The organism is Bradyrhizobium sp. 23AC (assembly GCF_054863025.1).
In genome coordinates this window covers 35,312-47,077 of record NZ_JAVAYN010000001.1, presented here as the reverse complement: position 1 = coordinate 47,077, position 11,766 = coordinate 35,312, and the positions used below count along the sequence as shown (strand labels likewise).

At 62.8% G+C, this 11,766-nt stretch carries 12 protein-coding genes; 7 read left to right on the top strand and 5 right to left on the bottom strand.

Features of this window, described 5'->3' with window-relative positions:
* Nucleotides 1–3: 3 nt before the first annotated feature.
* Nucleotides 4–1,209 carry an ABC transporter substrate-binding protein gene (locus RAD10_RS00250; protein WP_461615860.1) on the bottom strand — a complete coding sequence of 402 codons (1,206 nt, stop codon included), beginning with the start codon at nucleotides 1,207–1,209 and terminating at the stop codon, nucleotides 4–6.
* Between the two features lie 165 nt (nucleotides 1,210–1,374).
* On the opposite strand from RAD10_RS00250, the gene RAD10_RS00245 reads away from it, so the two are divergent.
* Complete coding sequence (locus RAD10_RS00245; protein WP_461615859.1) at nucleotides 1,375–2,142, top strand: FadR/GntR family transcriptional regulator; 768 nt, start codon at nucleotides 1,375–1,377, stop codon at nucleotides 2,140–2,142.
* Between the two features lie 54 nt (nucleotides 2,143–2,196).
* On the top strand, nucleotides 2,197–3,807 hold the full coding sequence (locus RAD10_RS00240) for an acyl-CoA synthetase (RefSeq protein ID WP_461615858.1): 1,611 nt from the start codon (nucleotides 2,197–2,199) through the stop codon (nucleotides 3,805–3,807).
* A 37-nt stretch (nucleotides 3,808–3,844) separates the two neighbouring features.
* Here RAD10_RS00240 and RAD10_RS00235 read toward each other — a convergent pair whose 3' ends face one another.
* Nucleotides 3,845–4,534, bottom strand: a complete 690-nt coding sequence (locus RAD10_RS00235; RefSeq protein WP_461615857.1) for an AraC family transcriptional regulator — start codon at nucleotides 4,532–4,534, stop codon at nucleotides 3,845–3,847.
* Here RAD10_RS00235 and RAD10_RS00230 point away from each other — a divergent pair.
* Both RAD10_RS00230 and RAD10_RS00225 read left to right on the top strand, forming a co-directional pair.
* Nucleotides 4,533–4,718, top strand: coding sequence for a hypothetical protein (locus tag RAD10_RS00230; RefSeq protein WP_245324723.1), 186 nt, complete (start codon nucleotides 4,533–4,535; stop codon nucleotides 4,716–4,718). The genes RAD10_RS00235 and RAD10_RS00230 overlap by 2 nt on opposite strands.
* A gap of 360 nt (nucleotides 4,719–5,078) precedes the next feature.
* The gene (locus tag RAD10_RS00225) at nucleotides 5,079–5,930 is read left to right on the top strand and encodes an outer membrane protein (protein ID WP_461615856.1); all 852 of its coding nucleotides are present in this window, start codon (nucleotides 5,079–5,081) and stop codon (nucleotides 5,928–5,930) included.
* Nucleotides 5,931–5,951: 21 nt separating this feature from the next.
* Here the strand turns inward: RAD10_RS00225 and RAD10_RS00220 are convergent, their stop codons facing one another.
* On the bottom strand, nucleotides 5,952–7,154 hold the full coding sequence (locus RAD10_RS00220; RefSeq protein WP_461615855.1) for an MFS transporter: 1,203 nt from the start codon (nucleotides 7,152–7,154) through the stop codon (nucleotides 5,952–5,954).
* A 173-nt stretch (nucleotides 7,155–7,327) separates the two neighbouring features.
* Here RAD10_RS00220 and RAD10_RS00215 point away from each other — a divergent pair, with 173 nt between their 5' ends.
* Nucleotides 7,328–8,131 (top strand): MBL fold metallo-hydrolase, encoded by an 804-nt coding sequence (locus RAD10_RS00215; protein ID WP_461615854.1) that lies wholly within the window; start codon nucleotides 7,328–7,330, stop codon nucleotides 8,129–8,131.
* Nucleotides 8,132–8,174: 43 nt separating this feature from the next.
* Here RAD10_RS00215 and RAD10_RS00210 read toward each other — a convergent pair whose 3' ends face one another.
* Both RAD10_RS00210 and RAD10_RS00205 read right to left on the bottom strand, forming a co-directional pair.
* The gene (locus RAD10_RS00210) at nucleotides 8,175–9,050 is read right to left on the bottom strand and encodes a hypothetical protein (protein ID WP_461615853.1); all 876 of its coding nucleotides are present in this window, start codon (nucleotides 9,048–9,050) and stop codon (nucleotides 8,175–8,177) included.
* Nucleotides 9,043–9,381, bottom strand: a complete 339-nt coding sequence (locus RAD10_RS00205; RefSeq protein ID WP_461615852.1) for a hypothetical protein — start codon at nucleotides 9,379–9,381, stop codon at nucleotides 9,043–9,045. The genes RAD10_RS00210 and RAD10_RS00205 overlap by 8 nt, the downstream gene beginning before the upstream one ends.
* A 366-nt stretch (nucleotides 9,382–9,747) precedes the next feature.
* Between RAD10_RS00205 and RAD10_RS00200 the strand changes: the two genes are divergently transcribed.
* On the top strand, nucleotides 9,748–10,776 hold the full coding sequence (locus tag RAD10_RS00200) for an alpha/beta fold hydrolase (RefSeq protein WP_461615851.1): 1,029 nt from the start codon (nucleotides 9,748–9,750) through the stop codon (nucleotides 10,774–10,776).
* The gene (locus RAD10_RS00195) at nucleotides 10,773–11,720 is read left to right on the top strand and encodes a fatty acid desaturase family protein (RefSeq protein WP_461615850.1); all 948 of its coding nucleotides are present in this window, start codon (nucleotides 10,773–10,775) and stop codon (nucleotides 11,718–11,720) included. The genes RAD10_RS00200 and RAD10_RS00195 overlap by 4 nt, the downstream gene beginning before the upstream one ends.
* Nucleotides 11,721–11,766 lie beyond the last annotated feature (46 nt).

Sequence of the window (11,766 nt, the reverse complement as noted above, 5' to 3'; positions counted from 1 at the left end):
GCCCTATTTCACCAGCGGGCAGCCGCCATCCTTCAGAGGCCGAAACGCCTGGTCCGCGGGCACCTCGGCGAGCAACTTGTAGTAATCCCACGGCCCCTTGGATTCCTCCGGCTTCTTCACCTGGAACAGGTACATGCTGTGCACCATGCGGCCGTCCTCGCGCAGCACGCCATTGTCGGTGAAGGCGTCTCGCACCGGCAACTCGCGCATCTTCGCCATCACGGTCTTGGTGTCCTTCGTGCCTGCGGCCTGCACTGCCTTCAAATAGTGCAGTGTTGCGCTGTAGGTCGCGGCCTGGTTCATCGTCGGCATGCGCTTGACGCGCTCGAGGAAACGCTTGCCGAAGGCGCGGGTCTTGTCGTTGAGATCCCAGTAATAGGCCTCGGTGATGATCAGGCCTTGCGCGAGCTTCAAGCCGAGGCTGTGCACGTCGGAGATGAACATCACGATCGCCGCCAGGTTCTGTCCGCCGGCGACGATGCCGAACTCGCCGGCCTGCTTGATCGCGTTGATGGTGTCGCCGCCGCCGTTGGCGAGGCCGATGATCTTGGCCTTGGAGGCCTGGGCCTGGAGCAGGAACGAGGAAAAATCGGCGGTGTTGAGCGGGTGCTTGACGCTGCCCAGCACCTTGCCACCCGCGGCCTTCACGACATCGCCGGTGTCGCGCTCGACCGAATGGCCGAACACGTAGTCTGCGGTGAGGAAGAACCAGGTGTCGCCGCCGTTCTTGACGATGGCGCTGCCGACGGTGTGCGCGTTGGCATAGGTGTCGTAGGTCCAGTGCGCGGTGTAGGGCGAGCAGGATTTTCCGGTGATGTCGGAGCTGGCCGCATCCGTCACGATCATGATCTTCTCGTACTGCTTCGACAGCTCCATCACCGCCAGCGCGGTGGCCGACGTCGGCAGGTCGATGATCATGTCGACGCCTTCGGTCTCCCACCATTTGCGCGCGATGGTGGAGGCGACGTCGGGCTTGTTGAGCACGTCGGCCGAGACCATGTCGATCGGCTTGCCGAACATCTGACCGCCGAAATCCTCGATCGCCATTTTGGTCGCCTCGACATTCCCCATGCCGCCAATGTCGGAATAGACGGAGGAGAAGTCGGAGAGCACGCCGATCTTGAGCGGCGCCTGCTGGGCCGAGGCAGGGGTGATCAGGGCAGCCGACAGCAGGCCGGCCGCAGACACGAGTGCTGCGATGGGTCTCATGGATACGTTTCCTCTTGAGCGGGACTATTCTGTCCCTTTGTCCGACAAAGCTAGAGCGGGGTTCCGGCGGAGTCAATTTGCTCCGTAGGTGTTATAAATGACGTAGTTTGACGCACCCGACGTCGGTGCCTATACTTTGTCCGACAATCACCATTGGAGGCCGGTTTGCCCATCGCGCCGCTGTTCCGACCGATCGATGTCGCGCCGGCCTATCAGAAGGTCGCCGACGCCATCGAGCGCGAGATCGTCAATGGCCGCATCAAGCCCGGCGATCCCATCGGCACCGAGCACGATCTGGTCCGCCAGTTCGGCGTCAATCGCTCGACCATTCGCGAGGGCATCCGTGTGCTGGAGGAGGGCGGGCTGATCCGGCGCGATTCCTCGCGCCGCTTGCACGCCTGCCTGCCGCGCTACAGCAAGCTCGCAAGCCGTCTCAGCCGCGCCCTGGTCCTGCACGAGGTCACCTTCCGCGAGCTCTATGAGGCCTCGATGACGCTGGAGGTCGCCAGCATCGAGGGCGCGGTGGAACGGGCGAGCGAGGAGAACCTCGCCGAGCTCGCCGGCAATCTCGCGCGCAGCGAGGCCGCCGTTGGCAGTCCCGCGATGCTTGCCGAATGCGACGCCGAATTCCACGTGCTGGTCGCAAAAGCCTCGCAGAACCGCGTGCTCCAGCTCGCGCGCGAGCCCGCGGCGCAGCTGTTCTATCCGACCACCGAGATGATCGTGACCGGTGTCGCCGAAGGCGGCCCGCGTCTCGTCGCGGCGCACCGCCATCTCATCGACGCGATCCGCCGCCGCGATCGCGAGGCCGGCGTGCTCTGGACGCGCCGGCATTTGCAGGACTGGCGCCGCGGCTTCGAGAAGATTGCTTCGCTCGATCGCTCGGTCGAGCACATGTACATGGAGCACGCGCAGGCGGCCCGGCGAAGATAACGCAAGATATCAAGCAAGAAATCCAACAAACAAAGACATCACCCGGAGGGACACATGACCGAGACCGCAGCCACCATCGCGAAGGCCCGCGAACATTCCATCGGCGATCTCCTGCGCCGCTCGGCAGGTCGCGATCCGAACAAGCTCGCGGTGAGCTGCGGGGATGTGAGCTGGACCTTTGCCGAGATGGACGCGATCTGCAACCGGCTCGGCCGCGGTCTGCTCGGGCTCGGCGTGAAGAAGGGCGACCGCCTCGCCGTGCTGTCGCGCAATTCGCACGCCTTCGCCGCGCTGCGCTTCGCGGTGGCGCGGATCGGCGCGGTTCTGGTGCCGATCAACTTCATGCTCAATCCGGACGAGATTAATTTCATCCTGAAGAGCTCCGGGGCAAAATTGCTCGCGACCGGTCCCGATTTCGTCGAGCCGGCGAAGGCCGCCAGCGCGAAAGACTGCGCGGTCGAAAAAATGATCTGGCTGCCGGGCGAGGATCCCGCGTCGGCGCCGGCGGGCCTCACCACCTTCGACGACCTGCTTCATTCCGACGGCTCGTTCCTGGAAGCCTCGGTCGATAGCCGCGATCTCGCGCAGATCGTCTACACCTCAGGCACCGAATCGCTGCCCAAGGGTGCGATGCTGACCCATGAAGCGGTGATGTGGCAGTATGTCAGCTGTATCATCGACGGCGGCATGAGCGTGGACGACAAGTTCCTGCACGCGCTGCCGCTGTATCACTGCGCCCAGTTGGACGTGTTCCTCGGGCCGCAGATCTATCTCGGCGCCTCCGGCGTCATCACGGGCAAGCCGACCGCCGACAACATCCTGGCCCTGATCCAGGCCCACAAGATCACGTCGTTCTTCGCGCCGCCGACGATCTGGATCGCGATGCTGCGCTCGCCGAATTTCGACAAGTCCGACCTGTCGTCCCTGCAGAAGGGCTATTACGGCGCCTCGATCATGCCGGTAGAAGTTTTGCTCGAGCTTCAGCGCCGCCTGCCCGCCGTAAAATTCTGGAACTTCTACGGTCAGACCGAAATCGCGCCGCTCGCGACCGTACTGCGGCCGGAGGACCAGCTGCGCAAGGCCGGCTCGGCGGGCAAGCCGGTTCTCAATGTCGAGACGCGCGTCGTCAACACGTCAATGGAAGACGTTGAGGTCGGCGAGGTCGGCGAGATCGTGCACCGTTCGCCGCATCTATTGTCCGGCTATTACAACGATCCCGTGAAGACTGCGGCAGCATTCACCGGCGGCTGGTTTCACTCTGGGGATCTCGCCACCGTCGACGAAGAGGGCCACATCACTGTGGTCGACCGCGTCAAGGACATGATCAAGACCGGCGGCGAGAATGTCGCCAGCCGCGAGGTCGAGGAGATGGTATATCGTATCCCGGCGGTTTCCGAGGTCGCCGTCGTCGGCCTGCCCGATCCGCGCTGGATCGAGGCGGTCACCGCCATCGTCGTGGTCAAGAGCGGCGAAAAGCTGGACGAGGACGCCGTCATCAAGCACTGCGCCGGCCAGATGGCGCATTTCAAGGTGCCCAAGCGCGTCATCTTCGTGGATGCCTTGCCGAAGAATCCCAGCGGCAAGCTGCTCAAGCGCGAGCTGCGCCAGCGCTTCGTCGGTGGCGAGACGCTCGACAAGGCGATCCAGAAGAATTTTGGCGTGTAAGGGCGGGCAGCTTTTGGCTGCGTCGTGATCGAGTTCGCTAGCCGGCGTCGCCGGCCAGCTTCCTGACGTCGTCCGGCGTCTGTCCGAACCGGCGGCGAAACGCGCGATGGAAGTAGGAGACGTCGTGGAAACCGGCGAGATGCGCGATCTCGATGATCTTGCGTGTGCGCAGGCTCGGATTTCGAAGGAGACGTTCGGCACGCAGCAGGCGCTGCTCCAGCACGAAGCCGCTATAGGTGATGCCGGCCTGCTCGAACAGCAGCTGGATCGTGCGCGGGCTGACCCGGTGCGCGGCTGAAAGGACGGTGAGCGACAGCGCGGGGCTGTCAAGCTGCGCCAGGATGTCGGACTTGAGGGTTTCGAGACGCGCTGCCGCCAGGCCGCGCATTCGAGCCTGCTCGGCGACATCGCCGCGCGCTCCGATCATCAGCACCGAAAGGTCGAACAGGTGCTGCGAGACCGCGTCGAGTTCCGCGGGGGCGAGTTTGTCGGCATAAGCATGCGCGAGATCGTAATATCGCAGGTACATCGACGTGATCGGATTGGCGCCGGGGATCGACCGCGCAATCAGGTCCTCGGCATTCGGGCAAACGCGTAGCAGCGCCTTGCGCGGCAGCAGCGCGGTCCGAAAATTGCCGTTCCCGGTCTGAGTGATGTAGGCGCCTTTGATCGAGGGATCGCCAATTGTGACGTCCCCCGCCGCGATCTCCAGCGGGCGTTTTCCCATGGTCCCGCTCAACGCCGAATTGGGCGACGTCGTAATCACCAATTCGTCGTTCGTCCCCAACGACACGAAGGATATCGGCGAGCCGAACGAGGCCGAGAGCCTGATGCGGGGAAGAATGGCCGGCGCAATGGTCCGGTGGACTCGCCCTTCCCCGACCGGCACGAAATCGACGTTCGCCACCTGACGGCAAAACTGCTCGCGCCATCTTTCATAGGCCGGGCCATTCGGGTCGCCATCAAAGGAGAGTTGAGGCTGGATCATCGATCGGGAAGGGCAGGTCTGTTGGCGATTACGGCAGGTTGTATCGTCACGCTGCTGCTCCGCAACGGCAAAAGCGGGAAATTGCGTGATAAGCCACTTGCGATGACGCGCTGCGACCGCGACCAGGTGCCGCAGTCCGGTGTGCCCGGATCGCAACAGGCGCAGCCGCTGTCGCTGCGTTTCAGCTCAGTCCATTCGGCGGTTCGCGCCCTGCCACGAACGCGGATCGCTTCCCGCCTATCGTGGCGAGCGAGTGATCGACCGATTGGAAGGGAATGACCGGATGACACCTCGTGTGCGCGATCTGCTACCGGCTCTGCTGGCGCTTGGCCTTGGCGCGGCTTGTGCCATTGATGCAACGGCTGCCGACATCTCGCTCAAGGCTCCGCCTGCGCCGCTGCCGGTCGGCTTCAGCTGGACGGGCTTCTATGCGGGTGTTCACGCCGGCTATGGCACCGGCGATGGCAACGCCGCGAGGGTCGATCCCGGTGCGCTGCCGGCGCTGTTTCCCGGCGTGAACAATCTCACGTCGACGGCATCGGCGTCGTTCACGCTGGGGGTCGATCAGTCCGGCTGGCTGGGCGGATTGCAGGCAGGCTACAACTGGCAGAGCGGGCATCTGGTCGCCGGCGTCGAAGCCGATGTGAGCGCTGCCGGGATCGGCGGGCGGGCATCTGGCTCATATGCGTTTCGTCCCGTTTTCCTGGTCGGCGATTTCGACAATTACACCGGCACCGTGAGGGTGACCCAGGACATCGATTATCTCGGTACGCTGCGCGGACGTATCGGCTATGCCAGCAACAACTGGCTGCTCTATGCCACGGGCGGTCTCGCCTGGGCCCACGTCAAGGCAAGCCTCGACAGTTCTCATGTCAGATTGACCAATAATTTCCCGATTCCCGGTTTTCCCGGCGCACTGGACGGTCATGCCTCCGCAAGCGGCTACAATATCGGCTATGCGGTCGGCGGCGGCGGCGAATGGGCGTTCGCGCCGCACTGGTCGTTCAAGGCGGAGTATCTGTATCTCAACCTTGGCCGCCAGCTCTCCTTGTCTATCCCTGCGAGCAGCATGCCCGCCGGCGACATCGAGCTTCACACCTTCAGGGTCGGCCTGAACCGGCAATTTACGCCGTGAGGTCGGCCACGGCGATGAAGCTCAATACTTCTTCACCGTCGACCCGAACGCGAACCACAGCGCCATCGATGCGAGGCCGAAGCCGCCGAGCAGCAGGAAGGTCGGCCCGTAGCCGATCCATTGCGCGATCCAGCCGCCGAGCGCGGGACTGAGGCTGGCGCCGATGCCCTGCACCGTAATCACGGCGCCCTGGCCGAGATTGATGCGGCCGCTGCCGTTCAGCGCTCGCGCGACCATGCCGGGAACGGCGACCGTCTGCAGACCGGTGCCGATACCGTCGAGCACCTGCATCGGTATGACGCCCCACCATCCCGTCACGAAGAAGGCCAGCACGCCGCGGATTGGCAGGAACATGAAGGACACCAGGATTACCGGCCAATAGTTGCGCTTGCTCGCGACCTTCATCGCGATCAGCGAGGTCACGATCATGACGCCTTGCGCGATCACCACGGTGGTCGCGACGAAGCTCGGGCCGTTGGCCTGTCCCTCGGCCACGGCCGCAAGCCCGTAGAGCGGTACAATGGCGGCATTGCCGAGGTGGAAGACCGCGAGCGCGAGTGCCAGCACGAGCAGAGCCTTGTGCTTGAGCAGCATCGTCATCGCATCCGGCGGAGCCTTGGAGTCGTCCTCCTTGCTGCCGCGTGCGGCACGGTCGTCGATCGCTTTGGCGGGGATCATCATCACGCAGGCGATCGCGATGGCGCCGAACACGGCCGCCAGCACGAACACGGCGACATAGCCGAACCTGTAGCCGAGATAGCCGGACAATGCCGCGCCGATCATGTTGCCGGCGTGGTTGAAGGCCTGATTGCGGCCGTTGAGCGCGTTGAACCCCTTCTGCTTGGCGATGCCGAGCGTGATGCCTGTTACCGCCGGCACGATGGCGGCACTCGCCAGCGATTGCGCCACTTGCGAGAACGTCACTGCCCAGAAGTTTTGCGAGATCAGGATGATGGCGGAGGCGAGAACGACGCAGATGCCGGGAATGACGACCCATAGCCGTTTGTTGCGGCTGGAATCGATGAAGCCGCCGATCGGCGTCGTGACCAGCATGCCCGCGACATTGCCGATCGTCATCGCGGTGCCGATCAGCCCGGTTGCCCAGCCGCGTTCCTGGAGGAAGACCCCGACGAACGGCCCGATGCCCGACTGCATGTCGGCCATGAAGAAGTTGAGCGCAAACAGAGGCCAGATACGGGACGAGGAGGGAGGCCGCGATGTCATCGATACCTAAACATGCTCTTCGTGTGTCGCGATCCTCTTGACCATCCTTCCGGCGTGGACCTGAACGTAACGGGCGCTCGCCGCGTTGGTTCCAGTCGTCTCCTTGCGCTCATCGATCTTGCCGAAAGCGCGGTCGCAATGTCATCCTGCGATCTTCCCATGGAGCTCTGGTCATGCCTCTCTGGACCTGCGAAACCTGCGGCGCGCAATTCCCGAACGGCGGAAATCCGCCGACCTCCTGCGTCATCTGCGAGGACGAGCGGCAGTTCGTGAACTGGAAAGGGCAGACCTTTCTCACGCGCGAGGAACTCGCGCGGGGGCACCGACTGGTGGGACGCGACGATCTTGGTCTCACCGGGATCGGCCTGGAGCCGAGCTTCGCGATCGGACAGCGCGCGCTGCTGGTGCCTCAGAGCGACGGCTGCGTGATGTGGGATTGCATTCCGCTCGCGACCGATGAAGCCATCCAGTACGTCGCCGCACTCGGCGGGCTGAAGGCGATCGCGATCTCGCATCCGCATTACTACGGCGCGGTCGCAGACTGGAGCGATACCTTTGGCGGCGTGCCGGTCTATCTGCATGCCGACGATCGCGCTTTCGTCACGCGGCTGCATCCCTCGATCGTGCACTGGACCGGCGAAAGCCACCGCATCTCAGACGATGTGCTGCTGCTGCGCACCGGCGGTCATTTCGCCGGCGCCACCATGCTGCACTCTGCGCGCGGTGCGGACGGCAGGGGCGCGCTGCTCACCGGCGATATCGCCCAGGTGACGATGGACCGCCGCTTCGTCAGCTTCATGTATTCCTACCCCAACTACATGCCGCTCAATGCCGCCGCGGTGCGGCGGATCGCGGCCGCCGTCGAGCCGCTCGCCTTCGATCGCATCTATGGCGCCTGGTGGGGCCGCAACATCGCTGGCGGCGCCAAGGCCGCCTTCGCGGCGTCGGTGGAGCGCTACATCGCCGCCATCGCCTGAGCCGGCGAGCGGATCGGAGATTTGAGAAGACGGGAAATTGCGGTCAGTTCGCAAATTTTACGAGATAGCGGTAGGATGGAATTTCGGGATTGGAGCCGAACATTTCGATGTCCATCTCGTTGGCGCCGCCGCGGCGGATCCCAGTCACGACCCTTCTATCGGGCGTCCATATTCCCTGGCCTGCCGAGCGCTGCGCAAAGGAAATCCAGATCGCTGTTATGTTGAAAGGAGGCGAACTGCCGGGAAGTTGACCGCCGACAAACGTCATTCGATCACGGTAATCCCATGTTCGTTTGATATCTATGCCCTCCCTTGGCTTCACTGCGCCATGCACACTTCCACTCACCCGCCCAGCAAAGTCCTGCTCGGCCGCATCCGTAAATCCCGCCAGCAGATCAGATGTGATCCTCGTCGAGGCAATCTGCGTCCTTTGGTGCGCCTGTGCTACTACAGTGGTGTCATCGCCTCGCCTTGTGAACTGTCGAGTGGCGTATCTTCGGTCAAGCGGGCGATCGACCCAACTTTCACCCTCTCGTCGCATTGTCACGGACGGTATGCCATCCTCGGATTGCTTTTTGACCTGGATGCCTAGAAAGGATGTCTCTGCGTTTTCGGGCGAAACCACGGGTTGGTTGTTGAAGACGAGATAGATTTGATCGTAACGGGGCCTTACCTGCACCATTGATCCATACTGCTCGTCCAGAACGCAGTAGCTTTCGGCGGCTCGTGCTCTCTCTTTGCTTGCAGCATTGACGGCAATTGCCAGTCTTCCGGCGTAAGCGGATGAAAAGAAGGTGCGGTGGGCAACCCTCGTCGTGCCGCTCTGGCAATCTTGGGCCAGAGTTGGATTGAATCCCGCGACCCAGGCTGCCAGCGCAACAAAGAAAGAGGCGATACATCTCCGGTGAATGCTATGCACTGCGCGGTCCGCCCTGTCCGGCTTGGATGATGCCCATGTAATCCTTAACCAGGTTGATGAACTGGCCGAAATAGAAGCCAAGGATGATCCCGCCCCAGTTGGATAGCTGATCCGGTATGTCCTTTCCGATGATCGCCAGGGTGATGACCGAACCAATAACCGCGACGGCGATGATTCCGGCGATCAAGCTGATGACGTTGATCATACGGCCAATGGGCGCCGCCGAAAGTTCGATGCGACGCATCAATAGCTTTTCTGCAGTTGTCGCGGAATCCTGCTGCGGAGTGGCCTGCTCCTGGGGCGCCGCACCTGCTGGCCCAATGTCTGTCATGAGAGTCTATCCATAATTCTTCAAAAATCGATATGGGCAGTAAGCGGTGGCAACGAGGACACGACACCGAGGACGAAAAGTCCTTTCGCGTGTCACAGGAAATGTCGCTACCTTAGCGAGAGCTACCGTCTCGTCAAGGCCAGCCGTTGTGTTGGGACCACTTCGTCTCATTTCGCTAACGTGGGCGGTTGTCGCTGCCGCCCTCGACGACGCCTGCTTAAGTTGAGTCCACTTCATCTTGACTTTATTTCTGTACTATATGTACAGTATTTGACGTGGCGCGCCGGCGCGTCGGCGGGGCTCGGCATGATCGATGCATCGCCGCCTCAGCGGCGTATTCTTTGGCTGCGAGCGGGAGTTCGGCTCATGACGGCGCACTACGAGATCTTCGAGGCTGGCGACGTTGTCCTCCAGTCCGGGACCGTTTTCCCTTCGCTGAAGCTTGCCTACAAGACCTACGGCACGCTGAGCGCTGCAAAGGACAACGTCATCCTCTATCCGACCTCGTTCAGCGCCCAGCATTTTGACACCGAGTGGCTGATCGGCCCGGACGGCGTGCTCGACCCCACGCGCTACTTCATCGTCATCCCGAACCTGTTCGGCAACGGCCTGTCGTCCTCGCCGTCGAATACCCGAGCGCCGTTTCCCGAGGTGACCTATCACGATGCGATTGCGGTCCAGCATCGGCTCCTCACCGAGCGTTTCGGCATTTCAAAGCTGGCCCTCGTCTATGGCTGGTCGATGGGTGGCATGCAGGCCTATCACTGGGGGGCCCTGCACCCTGATATGGTCGAGCGTGCAGCCGTGGTCTGCGGCAGTGCCCGCTGCGCGCCCTACAACTACGTCTTCCTGGAGAGCGTGAAGGCTGCGCTGACCGCCGATCCCGCCTTCCGCGACGGCCGCTTCGCAGACAAGCCCGTTGCCGGCTATCGCGCCATGGGGCGCGTCTATGCCGGCTGGGCGATGTCGCACGGCTTCTATCGCGACGAGCTCTGGCGCGAGGCCGGCTTCACCTCGCTGGAGGATTATCTCGTCCGCGTCTGGGACGCGACGTTTGCGCGGCGCGACGCCAATGATCTCTTGGCGCAGATCGGCATCTGGCAGCGGGGTGACATCAGCCGCTGCGAGGCGTTCGGTGGCGATCTCAATCGCGCGCTGGCGGCGATCAAGGCGCACATGCTGCTGATGCCGGGCGCGACCGACCGCTATTTCGACGTCCGCGACAACGAGGACGAGCTTGGCCGGCTGGTCAACGCGAAATCCGCGGTGCTGCATCCGATCCCGTCGCTGCATGGCCATCGCGCCGGCAACCCCGTCGGCAATCCGCGCGACCAGGCTTTCATCAAGGCCGAAATCGCGGACCTACTCGGCAAACAGGCAGGCAACCGATCATGACCGACACAGCCGTTTCAGAGTCCGGCCACCGCCTGAAGCCGCTGACGCCGGCCATGCTGCGCGAATTGTCGGCCCGCTCCGATCTCAGAGGCGCGGCGCAGAGCCTTGGGCATTATGGCGCGATCGTGCTAGTGGGCGCGCTGATCTGGAAGATTTCGTCGACCTGGGGCGTGCTCTGGGCGTTGCCGCTGATGGCGGTGCAGGGCTATGTCGTCGCCTTCCTGTTCATGGCGGTGCACGAGACCGCGCACAAGACCGCGTTCAGGAGCCGCAGCCTCAATCTCGTCGTCGGTCATCTCTCAGCCTTCCTGATCGGATTGCCTTACGAATATTACTGCCTGTTTCACTGGGACCATCACCGCTACACCCAGGATCCGGACAAGGATCCCGAGCTGATCGTCGGCGTGAAACCGACCTCCGACACGCAGCTCGCGATCGCCTATAGCGGCCTGCTCCAGGTCGCCGGCCGTCTTCGGCTGATGCTCGGCCATGCTGTCACCGGAAAGGTCACCGTGCCCTGGATCCCCGAAAATAAGCGCGCCGTCATTGTGAGAGAGGCGCGTGTTTATGTCGCGGTCTATGTCCTGCTGCTCGCGCTCTCGCTGTGGTTCTCGTCAGGGCTGCTGCTCTGGGTCTGGATCGTCCCGCTTGTTATCGGGCAGTTGTTCCTGCGGCCCTATCTCTATGCTGAGCATACCGGCTGCGAGCGCACTCGCAGTGCTTTTCAGAACACCCGCACCACCTATACCGCCGCGTTGGTCAAATGGTTTGCGTGGAACATGCCCTACCATGTTGAGCACCACGCCTATCCCTCGATCCCGTTTCACGCGCTGCCGAAGCTGAACGAGATCGTCGACGGCGAGATCGTTTATCGCGGCCGCGGCTACATCCAGACGACGCGCGAAACCTGGGCCTGGTTTCGCCGGAATCTGAGGAGCCGTTAACCAAACGCAAAACTCCGGCCGCAGCGCGACCGGAGCTTTGTTTGGA

Coding starts and splice junctions, on each gene's coding strand:
- RAD10_RS00225 (WP_461615856.1), top strand. CDS start 5,079: ATGACACCTCGTGTGCGCGATCTGCTACCGGCTCTGCTGGCGCTTGGC.
- RAD10_RS00205 (WP_461615852.1), bottom strand. CDS start 9,381: ATGACAGACATTGGGCCAGCAGGTGCGGCGCCCCAGGAGCAGGCCACT.
- RAD10_RS00200 (WP_461615851.1), top strand. CDS start 9,748: ATGACGGCGCACTACGAGATCTTCGAGGCTGGCGACGTTGTCCTCCAG.
- RAD10_RS00220 (WP_461615855.1), bottom strand. CDS start 7,154: ATGACATCGCGGCCTCCCTCCTCGTCCCGTATCTGGCCTCTGTTTGCG.
- RAD10_RS00240 (WP_461615858.1), top strand. CDS start 2,197: ATGACCGAGACCGCAGCCACCATCGCGAAGGCCCGCGAACATTCCATC.
- RAD10_RS00230 (WP_245324723.1), top strand. CDS start 4,533: ATGGTCCCGCTCAACGCCGAATTGGGCGACGTCGTAATCACCAATTCG.
- RAD10_RS00215 (WP_461615854.1), top strand. CDS start 7,328: ATGCCTCTCTGGACCTGCGAAACCTGCGGCGCGCAATTCCCGAACGGC.
- RAD10_RS00235 (WP_461615857.1), bottom strand. CDS start 4,534: ATGGGAAAACGCCCGCTGGAGATCGCGGCGGGGGACGTCACAATTGGC.
- RAD10_RS00195 (WP_461615850.1), top strand. CDS start 10,773: ATGACCGACACAGCCGTTTCAGAGTCCGGCCACCGCCTGAAGCCGCTG.
- RAD10_RS00250 (WP_461615860.1), bottom strand. CDS start 1,209: ATGAGACCCATCGCAGCACTCGTGTCTGCGGCCGGCCTGCTGTCGGCT.